General features: G+C 60.8%; 27 protein-coding genes. 13 read left to right on the plus strand and 14 right to left on the minus strand.

What is annotated here, in order from left to right; all coding sequences use genetic code 11:
• Positions 1–5: 5 nt before the first annotated feature.
• From ACSPX5_RS05845 to ACSPX5_RS05855, 3 genes are all read right to left on the minus strand, one after another.
• A complete protein-coding gene (locus ACSPX5_RS05845; protein WP_439821147.1) occupies positions 6–434 on the minus strand; it encodes a nuclear transport factor 2 family protein in 429 nt (142 codons plus the stop codon).
• A 522-nt stretch (positions 435–956) separates the two neighbouring features.
• Complete coding sequence (locus ACSPX5_RS05850; RefSeq protein WP_169429830.1) at positions 957–1,823, minus strand: CAP domain-containing protein; 867 nt, start codon at positions 1,821–1,823, stop codon at positions 957–959.
• Between the two features lie 139 nt (positions 1,824–1,962).
• Positions 1,963–2,733: an alpha/beta hydrolase gene (locus ACSPX5_RS05855; protein WP_169429831.1), complete on the minus strand. Its 771-nt coding sequence runs from the start codon at positions 2,731–2,733 to the stop codon at positions 1,963–1,965.
• Positions 2,734–2,845: 112 nt separating this feature from the next.
• Between ACSPX5_RS05855 and ACSPX5_RS05860 the strand changes: the two genes are divergently transcribed.
• Positions 2,846–3,790 carry an aldo/keto reductase gene (locus ACSPX5_RS05860; protein ID WP_439821148.1) on the plus strand — a complete coding sequence of 315 codons (945 nt, stop codon included), beginning with the start codon at positions 2,846–2,848 and terminating at the stop codon, positions 3,788–3,790.
• Between the two features lie 56 nt (positions 3,791–3,846).
• Here the strand turns inward: ACSPX5_RS05860 and paoC are convergent, their stop codons facing one another.
• Genes paoC through paoA form a run of 3 tightly spaced genes read right to left on the minus strand, consistent with a single transcriptional unit; the run spans position 3,847 to position 7,636 of the window.
• The gene (gene paoC / locus ACSPX5_RS05865) at positions 3,847–6,045 is read right to left on the minus strand and encodes an aldehyde oxidoreductase molybdenum-binding subunit PaoC (RefSeq protein WP_439821149.1); all 2,199 of its coding nucleotides are present in this window, start codon (positions 6,043–6,045) and stop codon (positions 3,847–3,849) included.
• Positions 6,042–6,998 carry an FAD binding domain-containing protein gene (locus ACSPX5_RS05870; RefSeq protein WP_169429834.1) on the minus strand — a complete coding sequence of 319 codons (957 nt, stop codon included), beginning with the start codon at positions 6,996–6,998 and terminating at the stop codon, positions 6,042–6,044. The genes paoC and ACSPX5_RS05870 overlap by 4 nt, the downstream gene beginning before the upstream one ends.
• On the minus strand, positions 6,995–7,636 hold the full coding sequence (gene paoA, locus ACSPX5_RS05875) for an aldehyde dehydrogenase iron-sulfur subunit PaoA (protein WP_169429835.1): 642 nt from the start codon (positions 7,634–7,636) through the stop codon (positions 6,995–6,997). Before paoA ends, ACSPX5_RS05870 begins: the two co-directional genes overlap by 4 nt.
• 302 nt (positions 7,637–7,938) lie before the next feature.
• Here paoA and ACSPX5_RS05880 point away from each other — a divergent pair, with 302 nt between their 5' ends.
• On the plus strand, positions 7,939–8,148 hold the full coding sequence (locus ACSPX5_RS05880) for a hypothetical protein (RefSeq protein ID WP_169429836.1): 210 nt from the start codon (positions 7,939–7,941) through the stop codon (positions 8,146–8,148).
• A gap of 42 nt (positions 8,149–8,190) precedes the next feature.
• Here ACSPX5_RS05880 and ACSPX5_RS05885 read toward each other — a convergent pair whose 3' ends face one another.
• Positions 8,191–8,463: a hypothetical protein gene (locus ACSPX5_RS05885; protein WP_207866124.1), complete on the minus strand. Its 273-nt coding sequence runs from the start codon at positions 8,461–8,463 to the stop codon at positions 8,191–8,193.
• Positions 8,464–8,693: 230 nt separating this feature from the next.
• Here ACSPX5_RS05885 and ACSPX5_RS05890 point away from each other — a divergent pair, with 230 nt between their 5' ends.
• Positions 8,694–9,773 (plus strand): hypothetical protein, encoded by a 1,080-nt coding sequence (locus ACSPX5_RS05890; protein ID WP_439821150.1) that lies wholly within the window; start codon positions 8,694–8,696, stop codon positions 9,771–9,773.
• 2 nt (positions 9,774–9,775) lie between these two features.
• Positions 9,776–10,129, plus strand: coding sequence for a DUF1428 domain-containing protein (locus ACSPX5_RS05895; protein ID WP_169429839.1), 354 nt, complete (start codon positions 9,776–9,778; stop codon positions 10,127–10,129).
• Between the two features lie 15 nt (positions 10,130–10,144).
• On the opposite strand, the gene ACSPX5_RS05900 is transcribed toward ACSPX5_RS05895, so the two are convergent.
• Positions 10,145–10,339 carry a hypothetical protein gene (locus tag ACSPX5_RS05900; protein ID WP_007957125.1) on the minus strand — a complete coding sequence of 65 codons (195 nt, stop codon included), beginning with the start codon at positions 10,337–10,339 and terminating at the stop codon, positions 10,145–10,147.
• A gap of 107 nt (positions 10,340–10,446) precedes the next feature.
• Here ACSPX5_RS05900 and thpR point away from each other — a divergent pair, with 107 nt between their 5' ends.
• The gene (thpR, locus tag ACSPX5_RS05905) at positions 10,447–10,986 is read left to right on the plus strand and encodes an RNA 2',3'-cyclic phosphodiesterase (RefSeq protein ID WP_439821151.1); all 540 of its coding nucleotides are present in this window, start codon (positions 10,447–10,449) and stop codon (positions 10,984–10,986) included.
• A gap of 243 nt (positions 10,987–11,229) precedes the next feature.
• On the opposite strand, the gene ACSPX5_RS05910 is transcribed toward thpR, so the two are convergent.
• The 5 genes from ACSPX5_RS05910 to ACSPX5_RS05930 form a co-directional block, all read right to left on the minus strand.
• Entirely contained in the window at positions 11,230–12,327 is a 1,098-nt protein-coding gene (locus ACSPX5_RS05910) for a polyamine ABC transporter substrate-binding protein (RefSeq protein ID WP_169429841.1), read from the minus strand.
• A gap of 69 nt (positions 12,328–12,396) precedes the next feature.
• The gene (locus ACSPX5_RS05915; protein WP_439821152.1) at positions 12,397–13,275 is read right to left on the minus strand and encodes an ABC transporter permease subunit; all 879 of its coding nucleotides are present in this window, start codon (positions 13,273–13,275) and stop codon (positions 12,397–12,399) included.
• Complete coding sequence (locus ACSPX5_RS05920; RefSeq protein ID WP_371807411.1) at positions 13,272–14,153, minus strand: ABC transporter permease subunit; 882 nt, start codon at positions 14,151–14,153, stop codon at positions 13,272–13,274. Before ACSPX5_RS05920 ends, ACSPX5_RS05915 begins: the two co-directional genes overlap by 4 nt.
• 29 nt (positions 14,154–14,182) lie before the next feature.
• Positions 14,183–15,325 (minus strand): polyamine ABC transporter ATP-binding protein, encoded by a 1,143-nt coding sequence (potA, locus tag ACSPX5_RS05925; RefSeq protein WP_207866111.1) that lies wholly within the window; start codon positions 15,323–15,325, stop codon positions 14,183–14,185.
• Positions 15,326–15,696: 371 nt separating this feature from the next.
• Positions 15,697–16,458, minus strand: coding sequence for a gamma-glutamyl-gamma-aminobutyrate hydrolase family protein (locus ACSPX5_RS05930; protein WP_169429844.1), 762 nt, complete (start codon positions 16,456–16,458; stop codon positions 15,697–15,699).
• 282 nt (positions 16,459–16,740) lie between these two features.
• Here ACSPX5_RS05930 and ACSPX5_RS05935 point away from each other — a divergent pair, with 282 nt between their 5' ends.
• The 5 genes from ACSPX5_RS05935 (at position 16,741) to ACSPX5_RS05955 (ending at position 22,481) form a co-directional block, all read left to right on the plus strand.
• Positions 16,741–18,117: a glutamine synthetase family protein gene (locus ACSPX5_RS05935; RefSeq protein WP_169429845.1), complete on the plus strand. Its 1,377-nt coding sequence runs from the start codon at positions 16,741–16,743 to the stop codon at positions 18,115–18,117.
• 184 nt (positions 18,118–18,301) lie between these two features.
• On the plus strand, positions 18,302–19,792 hold the full coding sequence (locus tag ACSPX5_RS05940) for an aldehyde dehydrogenase (protein ID WP_323160937.1): 1,491 nt from the start codon (positions 18,302–18,304) through the stop codon (positions 19,790–19,792).
• A 52-nt stretch (positions 19,793–19,844) separates the two neighbouring features.
• Positions 19,845–21,128 (plus strand): NAD(P)/FAD-dependent oxidoreductase, encoded by a 1,284-nt coding sequence (locus tag ACSPX5_RS05945; RefSeq protein WP_439821153.1) that lies wholly within the window; start codon positions 19,845–19,847, stop codon positions 21,126–21,128.
• Between the two features lie 205 nt (positions 21,129–21,333).
• Positions 21,334–21,882 (plus strand): cupin domain-containing protein, encoded by a 549-nt coding sequence (locus tag ACSPX5_RS05950; RefSeq protein ID WP_011333561.1) that lies wholly within the window; start codon positions 21,334–21,336, stop codon positions 21,880–21,882.
• Positions 21,883–21,923: 41 nt separating this feature from the next.
• A complete protein-coding gene (locus ACSPX5_RS05955) occupies positions 21,924–22,481 on the plus strand; it encodes a hypothetical protein (RefSeq protein ID WP_439821154.1) in 558 nt (185 codons plus the stop codon).
• 62 nt (positions 22,482–22,543) lie between these two features.
• Here ACSPX5_RS05955 and ACSPX5_RS05960 read toward each other — a convergent pair whose 3' ends face one another.
• The gene (locus ACSPX5_RS05960; protein ID WP_439821155.1) at positions 22,544–22,831 is read right to left on the minus strand and encodes a fructose-bisphosphate aldolase; all 288 of its coding nucleotides are present in this window, start codon (positions 22,829–22,831) and stop codon (positions 22,544–22,546) included.
• A gap of 590 nt (positions 22,832–23,421) precedes the next feature.
• Between ACSPX5_RS05960 and ACSPX5_RS05965 the strand changes: the two genes are divergently transcribed.
• From ACSPX5_RS05965 to ACSPX5_RS05975, 3 genes are all read left to right on the plus strand, one after another.
• Positions 23,422–23,832: a hypothetical protein gene (locus ACSPX5_RS05965; protein WP_439821156.1), complete on the plus strand. Its 411-nt coding sequence runs from the start codon at positions 23,422–23,424 to the stop codon at positions 23,830–23,832.
• A gap of 201 nt (positions 23,833–24,033) precedes the next feature.
• Positions 24,034–24,423, plus strand: a complete 390-nt coding sequence (locus ACSPX5_RS05970) for a hypothetical protein (RefSeq protein ID WP_439821157.1) — start codon at positions 24,034–24,036, stop codon at positions 24,421–24,423.
• 15 nt (positions 24,424–24,438) lie between these two features.
• Complete coding sequence (locus ACSPX5_RS05975; RefSeq protein ID WP_236181681.1) at positions 24,439–24,861, plus strand: HD domain-containing protein; 423 nt, start codon at positions 24,439–24,441, stop codon at positions 24,859–24,861.
• Positions 24,862–24,868: the final 7 nt, after the last annotated feature.

The raw sequence follows: 24,868 nt of genomic DNA on the forward strand, positions 1-24,868 counted from the left end.
GGACTTCAGGCTTTGGCGTTCGCCAGATAAGCCCCCAGGCGCCGGCCCATTTCCTCCCCCAGCGCCTGCAACCCGCTCAACGGCCGCACCATCACTTCGAACTCGACGATCTTCCCCTGTTCATCGAAGCGGATCATGTCGATGCCTTTGAGTTCTCTCGTCCCAACCCTGGCGCTGAACTCCAGCACCACGTTCAAGCCATCCGCCGTCGCCAGTTCACGGTGGTATTTGAAGTCTTCGAATACGTTGAACACAGTGTTGAGGATCATCGAGACCACCGGTGCGCCGGGGTAAGGCGTGTGGGCCATCGGCGAGCGAAACACGGCTTGTGGATCGAGCAGGTCGGGCAGGGCTTTCAGGTTGCCGGTACGGATCATGTCATGCCAGCGGTTCAGGGATTCGGCGGCGTTGGGGTGCAGGTTCAGCTCGGACATGGTTTCACTCCTGTATTTTTGTTGTTCTTTGCGTGGCGCCCATGACTCTAGATCAAAGCGGCGCAATGGAAACCCTCTGTATCGATCTGAATGTCGACACATGAGTGCGCCAGATCCATCTGATCCGCTTTTTCCTGTTGAATCTGCATCTGTAACCGTCTCAGCCAAGCGCCCAGAATAGCCCTGCGGTTCGGCCACATGGCACGCGCTTCATTCCGAAGCGCCCGGTGCGCCGGACATTCAGTATTCAGGAGGCCTTCATGGCTAAGATGGCGTTTTTCCTCGGCGGCTTTCTCGTGTTGACCATCATGATCGGCGTTCTGGCCACGATTTCACCGGTCTGAGCCGTCCCGCGCCAGTCGGTTTCCGCAGGCCCGGACGGGTGTCGGCACAGGATCCGGACTAAACCGGGGAATCCCTTCAATGGGGTACCCATCGTGGCGCCCTAGTCATGGACTCTGCGCACGATCAGGGTGGGTGCCGATGGCGGCGAGCGGGCGATGCGTCGACCGAAGTGAGGTGTCAAGGCGCGCCGAACAACATCGTCCAGTACACACCGTTGTCACTGCGGGCATCACTGGCAAAACCGGCGCCGACCTGGGTGAACATCGGGTTCATCAGGTTGGCGCAGTGTCCGGGGCTGGCGAGCCAGCCGGCCATCGCACTGCCCGGTGAGCTTTGCCCGGCGGCGATGTTCTCGCCGATCTGCCGCCCACGGTAACCGGCGGATCGGGCACGATCCGCCGGCATGTCGCCGTCCGGGTCCTGGTGAGCGAAGTAGTTGCCGTAGGCCATGGCCTTGCTGTGGCCCTGAGCCGCGGCGCCGAGGGATGGGTTCCAGCTCAGAGGCCGGGCAGCGGCGAAACGCTGGCGTCCGCACAGGCGCGGCCGGGCACGGGCAGCGTTGACTTGCGCCAGCAGGGCCTTGCCGACGCTGCGGTTGTCGCCCATGCGACTGTCGATCAGCGGACGGGCCAGCACCACTTGCCATTCGCTGCGGGCGTGGCTGATGCCGATGTCGGCATACTGCGCATCCAGCAGCGCGCTGCAATGTTCGTCCTGCAACTGATCGAACGCCTCTTCGGCATCCTCGGCCCCGACAATGCGGATGCTGCGCACGGCCACTGCCGCATAACCGGAAGACTTCAACTGCTCACGCAACCCGCCGCCGTAGCCATAGCCGATGGGCAACGCAATGTTCTGCTTGAGCGCCAGCGGCGCCAGGCGTTGTGCCGGGCGTCGGTCACAGCGTTGCGGATGGGCGCGCAGGTCATTGATGGCGGCCGCCAGTTGTCGTTCCGCGCCGGCATGGGCGGTGGGGGCTAGCAAAGGGGAGAGGAGCAACAGGCACAGCGATACGAAGCGAGACGAACGAGCGGCGTGGCGCATGGGACGCAAGACTCTGAAAAATACAGCGCTGACAGGGAGTTAACCGCGAATGCGGCGCGAGTAGGACTGGCCTTTCTGCACTTGGTTCACGGGACGCCCAGGGCTTTGTCAGGACGCCGACGAACTGCGCAAGGGGCACTCAGCGGTTCAGCACATCCTTCATCCATTGCAGGTATTGCGGGCGCTCGGAAATTGAATTGTGCGTCGCCTCCGTCACCACTTTCAGGGTCGCCACGCCATCCGGGAAATTGCGCAGCAGGCGTTCGCTGCTGCCCCGTGGCACCACCTCATCATCGCTCGCTGCCAGCAGCAGGGTCGGCGCACGGATATGCTCGGCGTACTTGCCCGATTCGTAACGCTCCTTGAGCAGCCATTTGACCGGCACCCACGGGTAATGCCGGACGGCGAGTTCCTGGAGGCTGTTGAAGGGCGTGACCAGAATCAGCCGCGTTACCGGCCGCTGACTGGCCAGCCGCACCGCGACGCCGGAACCGAGACTGCGCCCGATCAGCGCAATCTGCGGATGCCTGGCAAACACCTGATCGAAAAGCCCCACAGCATCCCGGGCAATCGCTTCTTCGGACGGCGAACCGTCACTGCCACCAAAACCGCGATAGTGCAGCAGGTAGATCGCGTGGTCGGGAAACGCCTCGGAAAACGCCGGCAGATTGCGCGAGACGTCCTCGGCATTGCCACCGAAATAGATCAACGCCCGTGCTCCGGAATGCTCGCGGACACTGACGCGAATGTTCGCGTCGGGCATTGTCAGGGTCATCCGCGATTCCGCCGAATCCATTGAACCTGACGGCGGAAAATAGATCAGCGAGCGCTGGAAAACGAACAGTGCTGCACACAGGATCAGGTACAGGGCCAGCAGCAAAGCGACGAGTGACATCAGGATTCTGGACATTCGACTAACTTTAACGGGACGTGGGGGTTCGCCCATGCAGTGTAGTTGAGCCTTCCCCGGTGACCTCCGCCGCACACAAGGTGCAACAGATCCGCGCAACAGAGGTGCGAGCATGAGCCACACTCAGGGTTGTTCCCGTCGCCGCCTGCTCAAACTGGCAGCTGGGGTCACCGCGCTATTCACTGTTGACCGGGCGTTGGCTGCCGCCACGTCGTCGAGTGCCCCTGGAGGCCAGACCATGCAGACCCGCGCCATTCCTTCCAGCTCCGAGCTGCTGCCCCTGGTAGGGCTGGGCACTTATCGCGGCTTCGACGTCGCGCCCGGCGAACCGGCCTATAAACAATTACCGGCGGTGCTCGACGAGTTGTTCAGAAAGGGCGGCACGCTGATTGACAGCTCACCGATGTATGGCCGCGCCGAAGAAACCACCGGCGAGCTGTTGTCGATTCACGAACCCCGTTCACCGGCGTTTCTGGCAACCAAGGTGTGGACCCGGGGACGCGAGGAGGGCATCGCGCAGATGGAGAACTCCTTCCGCCTGCTGCGCACCGATCGCATCGACCTGATGCAGATCCACAACCTGCTGGACTGGCAAACTCATCTGCCGACGCTGCGCGAATGGAAGGAACAGGGCCGCATCCGTTACATCGGCATCACCCATTACACGCCCTCGGCCTACGAGGAAGTGGAAGCGGTGTTGAAGGGCGAGCCGCTCGACTTCCTGCAGATCAACTACGCCCTCGATGACCGTGGCGTGGAAAAACGCATCCTGCCGTTGTGCCGCGAGCGCGGGGTGGCAGTGATCTGCAACCGGCCGTTTGGCGGCGGCGGGCTGCTGGCCCGGCTCAAGGGCAAGCCCCTGCCTGGCTGGGTATCGGACGTGCAGGTCAACAGCTGGCCGCAACTGGCGCTGAAGTTTTTGCTCTCGAACACGGCGGTGACTTGTGTCATCCCGGGCACCGGCAACCCGCGTTACATGGCCGACAATGCCGGCGCCGGGTTCGGGTCGATGCTGACTGATGCGCAGCGGCAGCAGTTGATTGCTCTGGTGGGGTAATTTCCATCGCAGGAGTGAATAGCGCACCAGCACCCCATGCTAGCGCGCTAGCGGATTCAGATCATCGGCGGCAGCGAATCGAGAATCTTGTCCAGGGTAATCGGATACTCCCGCACCCGCGCCCCGGTGGCGTTGTAGATTGCATTCGCCACCGCCGCGCTGACCCCGCAGATGCCCAGTTCGCCCACGCCTTTGGCCTTCATCGGCGAAGAGATCGGGTCGGTTTCATCGAGGAAGATCACCTCCTGATGCGGGATGTCTGCGTGTACCGGCACTTCGTAGCCGGCCAGGTCGTGATTGACGAAAAAGCCCAGGCGCTTGTCCACCGACAGCTCCTCCATCAGCGCCGCCCCGACGCCCATGGTCATCGCGCCGATCACCTGGCTGCGGGCGGATTTCGGGTTGAGAATCCGCCCGGCAGCACAGACCGCGAGCATCCGCCGCACACGCACTTCGCCGGTGGCGGCATCGACCGCGACTTCGACGAAATGCGCACCGAACGTCGATTGCTGATACTGCTTGGCGAGGTCGGCGAATTCGATGCTGTCTTCGGCTTCGATTGCACCGTTTTGCGCGGCATCGCGTAACGGCACGTGTTTGTTGCCGAGCTGCACCTGGCCATCGGCGAACACCGCGTCTGCCTCGGTCATGCCCAGTTTCGTCGTCACCGCTTCGCGCAGCTTCATGCACGCGGCGTAGACCCCGGCGGTCGAGCAATTGGCGCCGAACTGGCCGCCGGAGCCGGACGACACCGGAAAACTCGAATCCCCCAGATGCACCACCACATCATCCAGGCCCACACCCATCATCTCGGCGGCGGTCTGGGCGATGATGGTGTAGCTGCCCGTGCCGATATCGGTCATGTCGGTTTCCACGGTGATCTTGCCGTCACGCTCCAGCCGAACTCTTGCGCCGGATTTCACCAGCAGGTTATTGCGAATCGCCGCGGCCACGCCCATGCCGATCAGCCAGCGACCTTCGCGACGTGTACCGGGCGTTGCATTGCGCCTGTCCCAACCGAAGTGTTCGGCGCCGGTCTGCAGGCATTCGATCAGGCGTCGTTGGGAGAACGGTCGCTCGGTTTTTACCGGATCGACCTGGGTGTCGTTGAGGATGCGGAACTGGATCGGATCGAGTTTGAGTTTTTCCGCCATCTCGTCCATGGCGATCTCCAGCACCATCAGCCCCGGGGTTTCTCCGGGGGCACGCATGGCGTTGCCTTCCGGCAGATCCAACGGTGCCAGGCGCATGCTCACCAGACGGTTTTCCCCGGCGTAGAGCAACTGACTCGGCTGCGCGGCGACTTCGACCTTGCCCTCGGCCAGGTTGCCCGACCAGCCTTCGTGGGCGATGGCGGTGAGTTTGCCGTCCGCCGTGGCGCCCAGGCGGATGCGCTGGATGGTGGCGGGGCGGTGGGTGGTGTTGTTGGCGATCTGCGGGCGGGCGAGGGCGACCTTCACGGGTCGGTTCGCCAGACGGGCGCCGAGTGCGGCGAGGATCGCGTCGGCGCGAATGAACAGCTTGCCGCCGAAACCGCCGCCAATGTAGGGCGAAATCAATCGCACCTTGTCCTTGGGCAGGCCGAGGGTGGTGGCGATGTCACCGACGCTCCAGGCGATCATCTGGTTCGAGGTCCACAGGGTCAGTTGATCGCCTTGCCATGCAGCGAGGGTCGCGTGGGGTTCCATCATCGCGTGGGACTGGTCCGGGGTGCTGTAGGTCTGGTCGAACTGCACCGGGGCGGCGGCAAAAGCGGTGGCGAAATCGCCGTGTCTGACGTCCGGCAATTCTTCCTTCGGCTCCACACCCTGATCCCGCACAGTGGCCAGATCGAACTGGCCTTTGTGTGTCGCGTACTCGACATGCACAAGCTGCGCGGCAGCGCGGGCCTGTTCGAAGGTTTCGGCGACCACCAGTGCCACCGCCTGGTGATAGTGCTGCACCTCGGGGCCGGCCAGCAGGTGCGCGGCGTTGTATTTGCCCTTGCCGAGTTTGCCGGCATTGGCAGAGGTAACGATGGCCAGAACCCCGGGGGCAGCCTGGGCCTTGTCCAGATCCATGCGCGTGATACGACCCTTGGCGATGGCTGCACCGACCATGACGCCGTAAGCCTGATTTTTTGCCGCTTCGTGTTGTTCGTAAGCGTAGGGCGCCTGACCGCTGGTTTTCAGCGGGCCTTCGATGCGGTCGGTGGGTTTGCCGATGACTTTCAATTGGTCAATCGGATTGGTGGCGGCGGGCGTGTCGAATTTCATGCTTCGTCCCTCGCTTGGGCCAGCACCGAGGCGAGCGTGCGCTCCACCAGCGTCAGCTTGAACCGGTTGTCATGGGTGGGTGTGGCGCCGTCGAGCAGGCGCGCACTGACGGCTTTCGCGCCTTGGGGCAGCAGCGCTTCTGCGGCCTCGACACGCCAGGGTTTCGGGGCAATGCCGCCGACGGCGATGCGACCGCTGCCGTCCTTTTGCAGAATCAACCCGACAGAGACCAGCGCGAAGGCATAGGACGAACGATCCCGCACCTTGTGATAGACGTGGGTGCCGCCAACCGGGGCGGGCAGGGTAACGCCGGTGATCAATTCGCCGGCCGTGAGTGCGGTTTCGATATGCGGGGTATCGCCGGGCAAAGCGTGGAAATCGGCCATGGCGATGCGTCGGGTGCTGCCGTCGGGTTTGAGGGTTTCGATCTGCGCATCCAGCGCACGCAGGGCAACTGCCATGTCGCTCGGGTGCGTGGCGATGCAGGCGTCGCTGACGCCGATGATTCCCAGTTGCCGGGTGACCCCGCCAATCGCCGCGCAGCCACTGCCGGGATTGCGTTTGTTGCAGGCCTGGTTGGTGTCGTAGAAATACGGGCAGCGCGTGCGTTGCAGCAGGTTGCCAGCGGTGGTTGCCATGTTGCGCAACTGCCCCGAGGCCCCGGCCAGCAAGGCCCGGGAGAGCAGGGCGTAGTCTTTGCGCACGCGCGAGTCGGCGGCCAGATCGGTGTTGCGCACGAGTGCGCCGATGCGCAAACCGCCCTCGGGAGTGGCTTCGATCCCGTCGAGTCCCAGGTGGTTGACGTCGATCAGGTGCTGCGGCGTTTCGATGTCGAGTTTCATCAAGTCCAGCAGGTTGGTGCCGCCGGCGATGAACCGCGCGCCTTGCGTTTGCGCCGCTTGTGCTGCGGCTGCGGCGGGGGAGTCGGCGCGACTGTAATTGAACGCTCTCATGCCGATACCTCCGCGACTTCGCTGATGGCTTCGATGATGTTGGAGTAGGCGCCGCAACGGCAGAGGTTGCCGCTCATGCGTTCCTGCAACTCGCTGGCGATCAGTTGCGGCGGCTCGGTCAGGCTGGGGCTGGCGTGGCTGGGGATACCGTCGCGGATTTCCTTGAGCACCGCCACCGCCGAGCAGATCTGCCCCGGTGTGCAATAACCGCACTGATAACCGTCATGCTTGATGAACGCGGCTTGCATCGGATGCAACCGGTCCGGCATGCCGAGGCCTTCGATGGTGGTGACCTTGGCGCCGTCCTGCATAACGGCCAGGGTCAGGCACGAGTTGATCCGCCGGCCATCGACAATCACCGTGCAGGCACCGCACTGGCCGTGGTCGCAGCCTTTTTTGCTGCCGGTCAGGTGCAGGTGTTCGCGCAAGGCGTCGAGCAGCGTGGTGCGGGTATCGATATCAAGGGTCTGCGGCTTGCCGTTGACCTCAAGCGTCACTTTGGTCATGGCCGGTTGCTCCAGATTGGCCGCGTAGGCCTTGAGGCTGATGAAGGGCGGTAGCGCAAACGCGGTTGCGGTCACGGCGCCGAGAATCAGGAACCGGCGTCGGGACATCTCCGATGGCGGATGGTCGTTCATGGCTGGGCTTCCTCTGATCAGGTTGGCGGATTGCAAATAACCCGCACATGCACGCCGGCGTGGTCGCCAGTCTTGGTCTGTTCTTGGAGTGACCGCAGGGGAGAGGAAAAGGTTTTGTCGGATTTTTACCCTGGTACCAGACCTCCCTCACAGAGGCAGACGGGGCGATCAACGGTCATGGGCTGTCAGTGAATCATCGGTGTTTTACCCGGTCGAACCTGCGGCTGCGCGCACCGCACCTTGAAGGTGAGGGCAGCGCTGACCGTTCCGTCGTCAAGACCTTGGTTTTAGGGAAATCCTGAATGATGCGTGCAACAACCCTGCTGCTGACTGTTTCTGCCGCCGTTTTGCTGGGCGGCTGCGTGGCGGACTTTGATGATGACTACCGCCATGGCCGGCATTACGATCGCGATCATGGCCGTTATTACGACCACGATCGACGCTGGGATGATCGCGACTATGACCGGCGCGACGGGCGTCGCCATCATCGCGACGACAACGACGACCAGTAATGAGCAAAAAAGGGGCGTTCCTGACCGGAACGCCCCTTGGCATTAAAAATGAGCGTTCGCCCGGACGCTGGATCGCGCAGGCACGTTAGCCTCGATGTCCAGCAAATGGGTGGCGAGTATGTCGCTCAGAAAACGGAACTGATCGTTGAGGCCCACCACTTCATTGCTGAAGTGATTGCTTGCGGCGGGCATCAGCAGATCTTCGAAATCTTCGTTGAACACCAGCGCTTGTGTCTTCAGTGAAACCGGGTGCTGGTCGTAATAGTTGTTGCCGAAGACCGGGAAGCTCACGGCGAGGGTGACGGTATGACTCATGATGTGAACTCCTCGTGGTGTGTGTCTCGGATGGGTGAATCCTGCGCCGGACGCGTCTGCTGCGGAAGGCAATCGTCGTAATGGTGATCATCGACGTCAGTGATGGTTGGAACAAAAACTGAAATCCCGCGCCCGGATCGAGGATCGATACAACCGGACAAACGGCTGAAACCCGCACCTATACTCAAGTCGTTACCTCCAGATCTGACCCATCAAAGGACACCGCCACCGTGAACCTGCGTGCGCTGATCGTCGCGGCACTGATGTTGCTGGCCGGTTGCGCGACTTCGGCGCGGGGCCCGGCGAGCGCGCCGCCGGTGGTGGTTTCACCGGCCACCTGGCAGCAGATCGACCGGGATATCGTTGTGGCGTCCCGGCAGTCCACCGAACAGGTCAAGGCGTTCGCCCGCGGTTCGATGGAACATTGGCGCATTCGGGTCTACGAGCAAACTGAAGAAAAATTCATCCCGTGGTTCAGCAGCTACTGGACCCAGGAATGGCTGTCGATGAAGGTCAGTTGGTACACCATCAGCGCCGGTGGCGAGCAGGATGCTTCGGCCAAGCGTCTGGCGGCCTATCTGCTGGAGCAATATCAGGAGCGGGTGCTGGCGCCGGTGGCTCTGGAGATCGATCCGGACGCGATCCTCGGCCAGGCCACCGCGTTCTACGCGCAACTGATGGCGCAGCAGATGCCGGTCATCGCCCAGCGTTACGGTGTACCCCTCGCGCAGCTCAACGGGCACTTGCAGAAAATCCCCGCCATCGCCCTCGGCCCGCCGCCGGCCCGCGATGCCTCGCTCTACCAGGTTGTCAGCACCGAACCGTTGAATACCTTGCCGGCCTATGCCGCGCTGATCGACAAGATCCACACCGAAGGCGGGGCCAAGGGCATCGCCTCGACCGATGCCGGCATGGCCCCGGTGGCCAAGCGTGCCAGCCAGCGCATGGAGGCAGAGATGGCGCCCCGGGGCGCTGCCAGTGCGGTGGCAGCGGCGGCCGGCAAACTCGTTGGCGGACTGATCTCGGCCGGGGTGGCAGGCATCCGCGCCATCCTCCAGGCCAACGACCGGCCCGACAGCGAAGCGCTGATCCGCAGCAGCCTGGGCAACACCTTCGACAAGGCCTGGCTGAAACTGGTGCAGAACCCGACCACCGGTGTGATGGCCGGCACGCTGCACATGGCGGCGCAGGTCGAGGGCAGTCTGGGTGGGCGGGATGAACCGTCGGTCGGGTTGGGCGTCAACCGTGTCGAATGGCGGCCACCTGAGTCGACTACTCAGCAGACCGAACCCACCCTGCAAGGAGAATGATCATGGCTTACATCGATGTGTTCGTGGCGCCCGTGCCGAATGCCAACCGCGAGCAGTACAAAAAACACTGTGAAATCGCCGCCAAGCTGTTCAAGGAATACGGCGCTCTCGAGGTGATTCAGGGCTGGGGCGATGACGTGCCGGACGGCAAGGTCACCTCATTCCCGATGGCGGTAAAACTCAAGGAAGGCGAAACCGTATCGGCGGGCTGGCTGGTCTGGCCGGACAAGGCCACCCGCGACACCGGCATGGCGAAAATGATGGAAGACCCGCGCATGCAGCCGGACGTCAATCCGATGCCGTTCGATGGGCAGCGGATGATCTTTGGTGGCTTCAAAGACATTCTCGAGCCTTGATGCCGCGCCGCCGGATCACTCCGCTGACGGGGTGATCCGGCAGCCTTTGCGGTTGCGAATCTGCTCGTCTGTCGGCCGCTCGCGGACGAATTCGAAACGTGGTTCTCCCTCGCTGTAATGCACCAGCCAGCCCCATTCCAGTTCGCTCTCATCCTGCCCGGGATTCGGCGGACGGGCCCACCAGGGTTCTTTGCTGAGGATCTCGCGCATGACGTCCTCCGGTTGATGGCAATCGTTGAACTATAAACCCCTTGCCGAGAGTCGCCAGAAACGGGCGTGTAGAATCCAGGGATCTCGACGAACGAAGGAGCGTGGCCATGACGGACGAAACACGCGGGGATCAACCGTTCAAGCGGCTGTTCTTCGCCCTCGACTGCCCACAGGCACAACGCAAGGCGATTGCCCAGTGGCGCAGCGAACTGGGTTTGCGTACCGGCAAACCGGTACCGGCGGACAACTTTCACCTGACACTGCTGTTTCTCGGCGCGGTGCCATTGGCGCAGATCGGCGAAGTCTGCGAAGCCGCGGCGAAAGTGCGTACGCCGGGGGAGGCGCTGAAGATTTCGCTGGATCGGTTGCAGGTCTGGCGGCGTGCCGGGGTCTTGTCGCTGGCGCCGGAGCAGGCACCGCAGGCATTGCTGCGACTGGTGTATGCGCTGGAGCAGGCGATGTTGCCGTTCGGGTTTGAAGAGGCGACCCGTGAGTATCGCCCGCATCTGACGCTGGCCCGGGACTATCGGGCGCCGGAACCGGAATCCGCTACGCCGCCGGAGTTCTTCCTGCGGGCCGAGCGTTTTGCATTGTTCGAATCCCACAAGGGCCGCTACCGCTCTCTGGACGACTGGCCACTGATCTGAGCCCACAAAAAAAGGCGCCCGAGGGCGCCTGAATTCACCTGAACCGAGGAAAGCCAGGTGAGGCCGTTCAGAGCGAGGGTGCAGCGGTGGTAAGGCGCTGCGTGAACGGAAATCGATTGATTCTTGAGTTAGAAACACAACCCCTGTGGGAGCGAGCCTGCTCGCGATGACCTTTGCACATTCAAAATCAATGTCGCCTGAAACTCCGCTATCGCGAGCAGGCTCGCTCCCACACAGTTTCAATTATTTGCCGAGTTTCACGCGGGTCCAGCCCCGGGTCATGATCCGTTGCGTGGCGATCGGTTGATCCGGCACCGCATACAGCGTGGCCATCACTTCCTGCGACGGGTACGAGCCCGGATCGTTGCGGATCGCTTCGTCCACCAGGGGCGTCGCCGCTGCGTTGGCGTTGCTGTAGCCGTTGCTGTTGGTGATCTCGGCAATGATGTCCGGACGCATCAGGAAGTCCATGAACAGGTAAGCGTTCTCGACGTTCGCCGCATCGCGCGGGATGGCGACCATGTCGTAGAAGCTGCCGGCACCTTCCTTGGGAATGCTGTAGTCGATCACCACGTTGTTGCCCGATTCGACCGCGCGGGCCTTGGCCTGCAACACGTCACCGGAATAACCGACGGCCACGCAGATGTTGCCGTTGGCCAGGTCCGAAATGTATTTCGAAGAGTGGAAGTACGCCACGTTCGGGCGAATCTTCATGAACAGTGCCTCGGCTTCCTTGATGTGCGCGGTGTCCTTGTCGTTCACCGGATAGCCCAGATAGTGCAGGGCAGCGGGGATCATTTCGGTCGGCGAGTCGAGAAAGCTGATGCCGCAAGCCTTGAGCTTCTCGGCGTTCTCCGGTTTGAACAACAGGTCCCAGGAATTGGTCGGCGCGTTCTTGCCGAGTACTTCCTTGACCTTGGCCGGGTTGAAACCGATGCCGATCGAGCCCCACATGTACGGGAACGCGTGGGCGTTGTCCGGATCACTGGCGGAGGCGTTTTTCAGCAGCACCGGGTTGAGGTTTTTCCAGTTTGGCAGCTTCGACTTGTCCAGGGTCTGGTAGACCCCGGCCTTGATCTGCTTGGCCAGGAAACTGTTGGACGGCACCACGATGTCGTAGCCGGATTTACCCGCGAGCAAACGCGCTTCGAGGGTTTCATTGCTGTCGAACACATCGTAGGTCACGCGGATGCCGGTCTCGTCCTCGAACTTCTTGACCGTGTCCGGGGCGATGTAGTCCGACCAGTTGTAAACGCGTAGCACCTTGTCGTTGGCCTGGGCGCCTGTGGCGATTGCGCCCAATAAGGACAGTGTCAGCAGAGTCCTGCCAAACATTTTCATCGGTGAAACTCCATTCTTTTTATTCAGAAGCTTTTAAGCAAAAGCGCAAAGCCGTAAAACGCGACGGCCTCAGGCCGTCGCTGTCACTCGTTGAGGTTGCTGCCATGATTCGTTGGCGGTCTGATCCATTGCTTCCTGAATCGCACGCTTGCGGTTGGCTTCTGCCTTGCGACCGAAGTACCAGACCAGGAAGGTCACCAGCGACACCGCCAACAGAATCAGGCTGGCCACAGCGTTGATCTCGGGCTTCACACCCAGACGCACCGCCGAGAACACTTCCATCGGCAGAGTGGTGGAACCCGGACCGGAGACGAAGCTCGCCAGCACCAGATCGTCCAGCGACAGGGCGAACGACATCATGCCGCCTGCCGCCAGCGACGGCGCGATCATCGGAATGGTGATCAGGAAAAACACCTTGAAAGGTTTCGCGCCCAGATCCATCGCCGCTTCTTCGATCGACAGGTCCAGCTCGCGCAAGCGGGCGGAGACTACCACCGCCACATAAGCGGCACAAAACGTGGTGTGGGCGATCCAGATGGTGACGATGCCACGCTCCTGCGGCCAGCCGATCAGTTGCGCCATCGCTACGAACAGCAGCAACAGCGACAGCCCGGTAATCACCTCAGGCATCACCAGCGGCGCGGTCACCAGACCACCGAACAGCGTACGACCCTTGAAGCGCGTCACGCGGGTCAGCACGAACGCGGCGAGTGTGCCCAGTGCCACTGCCGCGACAGCGGTGTAGCAGGCGATTTCCAGCGAGCGCACCACCGAGCCCATCAGTTGGGTGTTGTCGAGCAGGCCGACGTACCACTTCAACGACCAGCCGCCCCAGACCGTTACCAGTTTCGAGGCGTTGAACGAGTAGATCACCAGAATCAGCATCGGCAGATAGATGAACATCAGGCCGAAGATCAGCATGAACTTTGAAAATCCGAAGCGTTTCATCCCCGTGCCTCCATCTCTTTGGCCTGGCTGCGGTTGAACAGCAGAATCGGCACAATCAGGATCAACAGCATCACCACCGCCAGAGCAGACGCCACCGGCCAGTCGCGGTTATTGAAGAACTCTTGCCACAGCACGCGCCCGATCATCAGGGTTTCCGGGCCGCCCAGCAGTTCCGGAATCACGAACTCGCCCACCACCGGAATGAACACCAGCATGCAGCCGGCGATGATCCCGTTCTTGGCCAGCGGCACGGTGATTTTCCAGAAGTTGTTGAAGTTGCTCGAACCCAGATCCTGCGCGGCTTCCAGCAGGCTGCCGTCGTGCTTCACCAGGTTGGCGTAGAGCGGCAGCACCATGAACGGCAGGTAGGCGTAGACCACGCCGATATACACGGCCGTGTTGGTGTTGAGGATCTCGATCGGGTGATCGGTGAGCCCGGTCCACATCAGGAATGCGTTAAGCAGACCGTTGTTGCTGAGGATGCCCATCCACGCGTAAACACGGATCAGGATCGCGGTCCAGGTCGGCATCATGATCAACAGCAGCAGAACGTTTTGCGCTTCCTTGCTGGCCTTGGTGATCGCGTAAGCCATCGGGAAACCGATCACCAGGCACATCATCGTGCTCAGTGCCGCGACCTTCAGCGAGCCGAGGTAGGCCGACAGATACAGCTCGTCTTCGCCGAGCATGGTGTAGTTGCCGATGTTCAGCAGCAGCTGGAATTTCTGTTCGGCGTAGGTGTAGATCTCCGAGTACGGCGGGATCGACAGCGCGGCTTCCGAGAAGCTGATCTTCATCACCAGGAAGAACGGCAGCATGAAGAACAGGAACAGCCAGATGAACGGAATGCCGATGACGAACTTTCGCCCGCTGGGCACCAGGCGCAGGAATTGCTGATTGAAGGTTCTCATGAGCGCAGTACCACGCCGCTGTCGTCTTCCCACCAGACGTAGACCTTGTCGTCCCAGGTCGGCCGCGCGCCACGGCGTTCGGCGTTGGCCATGAACGACTGGACGATCTTGCCGCTCGGCAACTCGACGTAGAACACCGAGTGGCCGCCGAGGTAGGCGATGTCATGCACCTTGCCTTCGGACCAGTTGTAGCGGCTCTCCGGCTTGAGGGTGCTGACCAGCATTTTTTCCGGGCGGATTGCGTAGGTGATCGACTTGTCCTGCACCGACGTGCTGACGCCATGACCGACGTAGATCTTTTGCTGCAAGTCCGGGCTGTGAATGATCGCGTGACCTTCAAGGTCCTCGACCACGGTGCCGTCGAAGGCGTTCACGTTGCCGATGAATTCGCAGACCATGCGGCTGACCGGCGCTTCATAGATGTCGACCGGGCTGCCGATCTGGGCGATCCAGCCCAGGTGCATGATCGCGATGCGCTCGGCCATGGTCATGGCCTCTTCCTGGTCGTGGGTCACCATCACGCAGGTCACGCCGACGCGTTCGATGATTTCCACCAGTTCCAGCTGCATTTGCGAACGCAGCTTTTTATCCAGCGCGCCCATCGGTTCGTCGAGCAGCAACAGCTTCGGACGTTTGGCCAGTGAGCGGGCGAGGGCCACGCGCTGACGCTGACCGCCGGACAGTTGATGCGGGCGGCGCTTGGCGTATTGGGTCATGTGGACGAGGCGCAGCATTTCTTCGACACGGGCGTCGATTTCGCTGGCCGGCAAACGGTCCTGCTTGAGGCCGAAGGCGATGTTCTGCGCCACGGTCATGTGCGGGAACAGCGCGTAGGACTGGAACATCATGTTGATCGGCCGCTCGTACGGCGGCATGTCGGTGATGTCGACACCGTCGAGCAGAATGCGTCCTTCAGTCGGCCGTTCGAAACCGGCGAGCATGCGCAGCAGGGTCGATTTGCCCGAGCCGGAGCCGCCGAGCAGGGCAAAGATTTCGCCCTGATGGATCTCCAGGGACACGTCGTCCACCGCCGTGGTTTCGTCGAACTTCTTGGTGACTCGATCGACCTTCACCAGAACCTTTTTCGGTTGCTGATGACCTTCAAGAGCCTTCCTGTAAGTGCTGGAGGCGTTTGCCATGTGAAACTCCCAACAGGTTTCAGTCGCCGGGCCAACGCGGCCTGGCTTAAGAGTGGATTGCAGACTTGCAAGAGCATTTCCTGTCGGATCGCATCCCCTGTGGGAGCGGGCTTGCTCGCGAATACGTCGTGTCAGTCGACATGGTTATTGCCTGACACTCCGCTTTCGCGAGCAAGCCCGCTCCCACAGAGTTTTGCGTTGTCCTGATGGGCACTGCGCTTGCCGATCCGGCTTGGTCGGCGCCGCCGTCCTGGCTGCCTGGGTAGTACTTGTTGTTATTACGGTTTGTTGTTTTCACGGATGACGGGTGCGCACACGCGCAGCCGCCGACCCCGTGGGGGCAGTAAACAGTGATGAAATTCTGGGTTGTGTCAGCGCTGGTTGCGTCGCGCCGCACGCTGGCGGCAAGCCTCGCCGAATGCCTGGAAAATCCGCAGGTAGTTCGGGTTGTCCAGCACCTGCCATTCCGGGTGCCATTGCACGCCGAGGGCGAAGGTCGGGCTGTGCTCCACCGAGACCGCCTCGATCAGGCCGTCCGGTGCCACGGCTTCGGCGCGCAGGCCGGGAGCGAGGCGGTCGATGCCCTGACTGTGAATCGAGTTGACCTGGAATTCACCCGGCAGCACCAGCGCTTCGAACACGCCACCGGCCAGCACCGTCACGGCATGGGCCGGGGCGTACTGCACGGCGACATCCGGGCTGTCGGCTTCGCGGTGATCGAGCATGCCCGGCAGCTCGTGCACCTTCTGGTGCAGGCTGCCGCCGAACGCCACGTTCATTTCCTGGAAACCGCGGCAGATGCCGAGTACCGGAACGCCCGCCGCAATGGCCGCACGCAATAGAGGAAGGGTGGTGGCATCCCGCGCCGGATCGTGATCCGTGCCGGGAGCGCTGTCCGGGCCCTGATAGTGGAAGGGTTCCACGTTGGACGGCGAGCCAGTCAGCAACAGACCGTCGAGCTGACCCAGCAGGTCTTCGATTTCAGTCAGTTGGCCAAGGGAAGGAATGACGACGGGCAACCCCAGCGCCGCAACGCTGACAGCGCGAACGTACTTGTCGCCGCTGATGTGATAGGGGTGCAGGCCAATCTGTTTGACGCACGCAGTAACGCCGATCAATGGCTTGAATGCCATTTTTATTCACCTCGAAGTTTGACACTTGAACGAGCTTTTCCGGAGCTTAGCCTCGTTGATTTTAATTAACAACTCCCATGTAAAAAATTCTAAACGCCGTTCATCAAATCTTCATGATTCGCGGGCCTCTGGCGCCTGCATTGGCACAAGAGTGTTAAAAAAAGCCCGAAAAATAAACGCTGAGCGGCCCTGTGTTCGCTATTGACTTCACTTTGCCGTTCGGGTTGACTGGCTCGGCGAAACAGCAGTGAACATAATAATTAACAGCTAAATAGGTGCATCATGTCGGTCCCTCTGCGTGCCGTTCAACTCAACGAAGCAAACGCATTCCTTAAGAAACATCCTGAGGTTTTGTACGTCGACCTTCTGATTGCAGACATGAACGGTGTGGTGCGCGGCAAGCGCATCGAGCGCACCAGTCTTCATAAGGTGTACGAAAAAGGCATCAACTTGCCGGCCTCGCTCTTCGCCCTCGACATCAATGGCTCCACAGTGGAAAGCACTGGCCTTGGCCTGGACATCGGCGACGCCGACCGCATCTGCTACCCAATCCCCGGCACCCTGAGCATCGAGCCCTGGCAGAAGCGCCCGACCGCGCAACTGCTGATGACCATGCACGAACTGGAAGGCGAGCCGTTCTTCGCCGACCCGCGTGAAGTGCTGGCCAACGTGGTGCGCAAATTCGACGACCTGGGCCTGACCATCTGCGCCGCGTTCGAACTCGAGTTCTACCTGATCGACCAGGACAACGTGAACGGCCGTCCGCAATCGCCACGCTCGCCGGTTTCGGGCAAGCGTCCGGTGTCGACTCAGGTTTATCTGATCGACGACCTCGACGAGTACGTCGACTGCCTGCAGGACATCCTCGAAGGCGCGAAAGAGCAGGGCATTCCGGCCGACGCCATCGTCAAGGAAAGCGCCCCGGCGCAGTTCGAAGTCAACCTGCACCACGTGTCCGACCCGATCAAGGCGTGCGACTACGCCGTCCTGCTCAAGCGTCTGGTGAAGAACATCGCCTACGACCACGAGATGGACACCACCTTCATGGCCAAGCCGTATCCGGGCCAGGCGGGCAACGGTCTGCATGTGCACATTTCGATTCTGGATAAAGAAGGCAACAACATCTTCGCCAGCGAGGATCCCGAGCAGAACGCCGCGCTACGCCACGCGATCGGCGGTGTGCTGGAGACCCTGCCTGCGCAAATGGCTTTCCTGTGCCCGAACGTCAACTCGTACCGCCGCTTCGGTGCGCAGTTCTACGTGCCGAACTCGCCGAGCTGGGGCATCGACAACCGCACCGTGGCGGTACGCGTACCGACCGGTTCGGCAGACGCCGTGCGCATCGAGCACCGTGTTGCCGGTGCCGACGCCAACCCGTACCTGCTGATGGCTTCCGTGCTGGCCGGTATTCACCACGGCCTGACCAACCAGATCGAACCGGGCGCCCCGGTCGAAGGCAACAGCTACGAGCAGAACGAACAGAGCCTGCCGAACAACCTGCGCGACGCCCTGCGTGAGCTGGACGACAGCGAAGTCATGGCCCGCTACATCGACCCGATGTACATCGACGTGTTCGTCGCGTGCAAGGAAAGCGAGCTGGCCGAGTTCGAAAACTCGATCTCTGACCTTGAGTACAACTGGTATCTGCATACCGTCTAAGGGCTAATTGAAAACCTTGTGGGAGCGAGCCTGCTCGCGATTACGGAGTGTCAGCCGACATCGTTGTTATCTGATGCACCGCTATCGCGAGCAGGCTCGCTCCCACAGGGGGGTCGTATTACCAAAGTTTTGATGGGCGGGCATCTGCTCGCCTTTCACCAATTATTCTGTGTGAGTCACCCCCATGACCATGACCCGCAACGACTGGGAACAACGCTTCCAGTCCCTGACCCTCGAATCCCGTGCCTTCATCAACGGCGAATATCGCCCGGCGATCAGCGGCGAGACCTTCGAATGCCTGAGCCCCGTGGACGGCCGTTTCCTGGCCTCCGTCGCCAGCACCGATGAAGCCGACGCCAACCTCGCCGTCGAAGCCGCGCGCCAATCCTTCAACGCCGGCGTGTGGGCCAACAAGGCCCCGGCCGAGCGCAAGCGCATCCTGATTCGCTTCGCCGATCTGATCCTGCAACACCAGGAAGAACTGGCGTTGCTCGAAACCCTCGACATGGGCAAGCCGATCAGCGACTCGATGAGCATCGACATCCCGGCGACCGCCAACGCGATCCGTTGGAGCGCCGAAGCGATCGACAAGATCTACGACGAAGTCGCCGCCACCCCGCACGACCAACTCGGTCTGGTGACTCGCGAGCCGTCCGGCGTGGTCGCGGCCATCGTGCCGTGGAATTTCCCGCTGATCATGGCCAGCTGGAAATTCGCCCCGGCACTGGCGGCGGGTAACTCGTTCATCCTCAAGCCTTCGGAAAAATCCCCGCTGACCGCGATCCGCATCGCGCAACTGGCGCTGGACGCCGGCATTCCGAAAGGCGTGTTCAACGTCCTGCCGGGCTTCGGCCACACCGTCGGCAAGGCGCTGGCGCTGCACATGGACGTCGACGTGCTGGCCTTCACCGGCTCCACGGCGATTGCCAAGCAACTGATGATTTATGCCGGCCAAAGCAACATGAAACGCGTCTGGCTCGAAGCTGGGGGCAAGAGCCCGAACGTGGTGTTTGCCGACGCACCGGACTTGCGCGCGGCAGCACAAGCAGCGGCCGGCGCCATTGCGTTCAACCAGGGCGAAGTCTGCACCGCCGGCTCGCGCCTGTTGGTGGAGCGTTCGATCCGCGAGCAATTCATCCCGCTGCTGGTGGAAGCGCTGCAAGCGTGGAAACCGGGGCACGCCCTGGATCCTGCCACCACTGTCGGCGCCGTGGTCGATCAGCGTCAACTGGACAACGTGCTGCGCTACATCAGCATCGGCCGCGAGCAGGGCGCCGAAGTGATCGCCGGCGGCCGACGCACCCTCGAGGAAACCGGCGGCACCTACATCGAGCCGACGATTTTCGACGGTGTGACCAACGCGATGACCATCGCCAAGGAAGAAATCTTCGGCCCGGTGCTGTCGCTGATCACCTTCGACACCGTTGAAGAAGCGCTGCACATCGCCAACGACAGCATCTTCGGCCTCGCCGCCGGTGTCTGGACCAGCAACCTGAGCAAGGCCCACACCTTCGCCCGTGGCCTGCGCGCCGGCAGCGTGTGGGTCAACCAGTACGACGGCGGCGACATGACCGCGCCGTTCGGTGGCTTCAAACAGTCGGGCAACGGTCGCGACAAGTCGCTGCACGCGTTCGACAAGTACACCGAGCTGAAAGCGACCTGGATCAAGCTCTGACTCTTTTACAGCGGTGGTCGCCTGCAACCGGCGACCCTCGGAGAATAAAAAAATGAAACAACAACACGTGAACAGCTACTACGCCGCCACCCGCAACGAAGTGATCGATTTCCCGGTCCTCGAAGAGTCGGTGGAGTGCGATGTCTGCATCATCGGCGCCGGCTACACCGGTCTGTCCTCGGCACTGTTCCTGAGCGAAGCCGGCTACAAGGTGACGGTGCTGGAAGCGGCGAAAGTCGGCTACGGTGCCAGTGGTCGCAATGGCGGCCAACTGGTCAACTCCTACAGCCGCGACGTCGACGTGATCGAAGCGCGCTACGGCGACAAGACCGCCGAAATCCTCGGCAGCATGATCTTCGAAGGCGCCGACATCATTCGTTCGCGAATCAAGGAATACGACATCAAATGCGACTACCGCCCGGGCGGCATTTTCGCAGCGATGAACAACAAACAGCTCAAGGGACTCGCCGAGCAAAAGCGTAGCTGGGAACGTTACGGCAATAAAAACCTGAAGATGCTCGACGCTGCGGACATCCGCCGCGAAGTCGGCTCGGACGCCTACGTCGGCGGCCTGCTGGACATGCAGGGCGGCCACATCCACCCGCTGAACCTGGCCCTCGGTGAAGCCGCGGCCATCGTGCGTCTGGGCGGCAAGATCTACGAGCAATCCGCTGCGGTGGAAATCAAATACGGCGAACCCAACGTCGTACGCACCGCCAAAGGCCAGGTCCGCGCCAAGTACCTGCTGATTGCCGGCAACGCCTACCTGCCGCAAGGCCTCGACAACCGCGTGACCGCCAAGAGCATGCCGTGCGGCTCGCAGATCTGCGTCACCGAACCACTGACCGAGAAGCAGGCCCGCAGCCTGATCACCAACAACTATTGCGTCGAAGACTGCAACTACCTGCTCGACTACTACCGCCTCACCGCCGACAACCGTCTGCTCTACGGCGGCGGCGTGGTCTACGGCGCCCGTGAACCGGACGACATCGAAACCCTGATCCGCCCGAAGATCCTCAAGACCTTCCCGCAGCTCAAGGACGTGAAAATCGACTACCGCTGGACCGGCAACTTCCTGCTGACGATGTCGCGCATGCCGCAATTCGGCCGCATCGAGAAAAACGCCTACTACATGCAGGGCTACAGCGGCCACGGCGTCACCTGCTCGCACCTGGCCGGCAAACTGATCTCGGAAATGATCCGCGGCGACGCCGAACGCTTCGACGCCTTCGCCTCCCTGCCACACATGCCAATGCTCGGCGGCCGCACCTTCTCCGCGCCGCTGACCGCCCTCGGCGCCGTGTACTACTCGCTGCGCGACCGCTTCGGCATCTGATTAACCTCGCCGGCGGCGCCCCCAAAAAGGGCGTCGCCGGCTTTTTCATGTGCCGTCCATCGAACCTGCTGAGCAACACCAACAAACGTGATTTAATAGCCGCCTTTCACGGTTCCGGGACACGGGAGCAACGTGATCCGCGCGACCTGCGCGGCACCCGCCACCCACCCCCATTACCCTTAAGTCGTTCTCACATAAGGCTGTCATGGATACGGGTTCTCGACTCAAACTAGTACGCGAAAGCTACAAACTCTCCCAGCGCGAGCTGGCCCGACGTAGCGGCGTGACCAATGCCACCATCTCCCTGATCGAACAGAATCGTGTCAGTCCTTCCGTCAGCTCACTGAAAAAGCTGCTCGAAGGCATCCCGATGTCCCTGGCCGACTTCTTCACCTTCGACCAGCCCCCCCGCGAACACCAATACGTCTTCCGCGCCAACGAACAACCCGACCTCGGCCGCCACGGCCTGCGCCTGCTCCTGATCGGCGCCTCGGTCCCAAGCCGCCAGATGCGCCTGCTGCGCGAGCAATACGCGCCGGGCGCAAGTTCGGGAGAAGAGCCGATTGTTCACGCGGAAGGTGAAGAGTGTGGGTTGGTGACCCGCGGCACGGTCGAGTTGACGGTGGACGGGCAGGTGAGCGTGTTGAGTGCGGGGGATGGGTATTATTTTCCGACGACGCTGCCGCATAAGTTCCGGAACATCGGGGCGGATGAGGCTGAGATTATTAGTGCGAATACGCCGGCGAATTTTTGATCGTCGACTGAAAATTTGGATTTTTTGTAAGGGAAGACGAAATGGAAAATGGTGCCTTCTGGAAACAATTAACCTTGCCTGTTGCTTTGTTTTTTCTGTTCCTGAGTATCGCAACGGTGGCAGGCATGCTCTGGTATTCCGAATCAAATGGTGTTGTTTTTCGGATCTGGGGCCAAGATTTTAGTGCTGTAAAAAATACGCCTAATGTTGACGGTGTGTTTGGCGAGAAAATAACTTCCCTTGAAAAGCGTATTTCCGAACTTGAAAAAGCAAAGCAACAAGTGGAAGTCAAGTCACCAGAAAGCACTGTGACAAAGCCTATAAACAAGACCCGTATCTTGAATGTAGGGCAGGGCCTGAAAGAAAGTACTTTGCCGTTTAGTGTATATGTAAAGTCAGCATCGGGCGGTGAAGGGTATTCGAGTTTTCTTATAGACGTTCAGACGCCGGAGTCTCCTTTGTATACGGTAAAAGTAACCAAGGGGTGGAGTCGAAACTTTGAAGTGGGGGCGCGGTCGTTTACTTTCAGTATCGTTGATGTTGATAAAAAACTTGCCACTATTACGGTGTTGTTGAAAGAGCTGAATAGTAGGGAGTGATTGCTGTGACATGCAGAAAAGGTGACAGACCTATTTGTATGAGTCTATCACCTTCAAGTTTTCTAGCCTACGACATCAAATCCTCGTTGCTCTATAACTCGAAACACATCACTCACGTCTTGCACCATGATTCTGGCGATGGTGGTGACTGTGTTGATGTCATGTTCAGCATGGTCAGGTAAGTGAATACAGGCCATGAGATCGAGAAATTTGAGGACGGCATTCAGGCGTTCACTGAGGCAGGCATGTAAGTCGCGCAGTGGGGTGTCGGCGTCGATGAGCAGGACAGGGTGATCGGTGGCAGGGTGGGACATGTTTGCACAGTGGCGCATGAGTTTCTGTGTCGTCATGGTGTTAATCCTTTGTTGAGAAGAATTGCCACCGTCCTGCTGCGAAACAAAATGGGTGGCAGCTATGCGCGGGTTCGCAGACCGGAGGATTAACACCAAGACCCGGCAGACCCGAAGGTCTCCCACGCACAACCGCCATAAAATTTGCCCAGCCGGGAGTCGGCCGTGCCAGACGGAACAGGGTGTCAATCTTAAGGGCTGCGAAACCCTATCGCCAAATTCGTTCAGCGACAGAGCCACTCTAGGCATCGACCCCCACCGTCGCAATCAGCCTGTAGGACACAAAATCACCAAGTCTGGCCAGAGACTTCACTCCCGTTCGGCGGCACAACCGACGTAAATCAAGGGCTACGGAGTGCCAGGAAAAATGACTCGACGAATTTCGGCCTGCTTCGTATCCCATCGGGAGCAAGCTCCCTCACCACGCGCGGTCATTTCCTACGAAGTTTTCAGATCCCAAAATCCAGTCCTCATCCCCGCCCCGGAACTTTCCTAAAAAGCGATGTCAATTTGATAGCGTGTCGCGACGCTCATTTCGAACGGATCAACCAGTGCCTGGCTGTTTCCCGGCAAACCCAAGGAAGTGTGAGATGAAACTGATTCTTGCGATGTTGTTGCTGTTCAGCGGTTACGCATTTGCCGGTTGTTCCAGCATCCACGACAGCGACCAGCGCGCTTACTGCGAGGCGAAAAGCGGCAGCACGTGTTCGAGCATTCATGATTCGGATTTGCGCGCAACATGTGAGGCCGAGAAGGGCAGTACTTGTTCGAGCATTCACGACAGCGACCAGCGCGCTTACTGTGAGGCGAAAAAGGGCAGCACGTGTTCGAGCATTCATGATTCGGATTTACGCGCAACGTGTGAGGCTGAGAAAGGCAGTACCTGTTCCAGCATCCATGACAGCGATCAGCGTGCATTTTGTGAGGCGAAGAAGGGCAGCACTTGTTCGAGCATCCATGATTCGGATCTACGCAACCAGTGCGAAGCCATGAAGCGCTGATTCACCGACCTGATTCCAAACGCAAAAAGGGACACCCAACGGTGTCCCTTTTTCGTGGACGCCTGAAACGGAATCCCCGGACCACCCAGTCAAACTTTTCACTTGCCACAACCCGGTTCATCGCCAAAGGTTCCCCCCACCAGCACCACGTCGTAGACTGCGAAACAAGTTGTAACGCCTCTCCCACGGACGGAACCGCGCATGATTCACATCGGCAGCCGCAACAACGCCCCCACGCCGCAGCACAAAACCCAGGACATCTACATCTTCAGCATCGACCTGTCCCGACCGGCGACGCCGTTCTGCTTCGAGCAATCGATTGGCGGCGGGCATGTCGAGCAGGGCGGTGCGCGGTGGCTGGCGCTGGATGAGCTGGATGGCTGGCCCGGTGAATGGCGTGAGCATTTGAAGAAGGCCGGATGTGCCTGGGTGGTTGAGTTGATGGGCGCTCATTCGGGGGAGAGTCAGGCTGATCTGGTCTCGCTGATCCTCCAGCGCTATGCCGAGCCGGCGCAGCCAACCGGGCGTTTGCAGGCGATTGGGCGCTGGTTCAAGCGCCACTTCTATATTGGCGGCCGGTACGGCGTCTGACCCGAGGAGACTCTCATGACCCAGACTCTGGAACGCGCCATCGCGATTGCCGCCACGGCCCACGCGGGGCAGGTGGACAAGGGCGGTGCGCCGTACATTTTGCATCCGCTGAAGGTCATGTTGCGCATGAGCAGCCTGGAAGAGCGCATCGTCGCGGTGCTGCACGATGTGGTCGAGGACTGCGGCATCAGCCTGGAGGATTTGCGCAAGGAAGGTTTCAGCGAAGCCGTTTTGTCCGCCATCGAATCGGTGACCAAAGTGCCCGGCGAATCCTATGAGGACTTCGTCGAGCGGGCGGCCCAGAATCCTATCGGGCGGGTGGTGAAGCTGGCGGATCTGGAAGAAAACAGCGACCTGTCGCGGATTGCCTCGCCGAGTTGGGAGGATCTGGAGCGGGTCGAAAAATATCGGCGGGCGATTGGACGGCTGCGCGCCTGACCTAACT

The sequence above is a fragment of the Pseudomonas sp. HLG18 genome (genome assembly GCF_051903985.1).
GTDB classification, from domain to species: domain Bacteria; phylum Pseudomonadota; class Gammaproteobacteria; order Pseudomonadales; family Pseudomonadaceae; genus Aquipseudomonas; species Aquipseudomonas fluorescens_BT.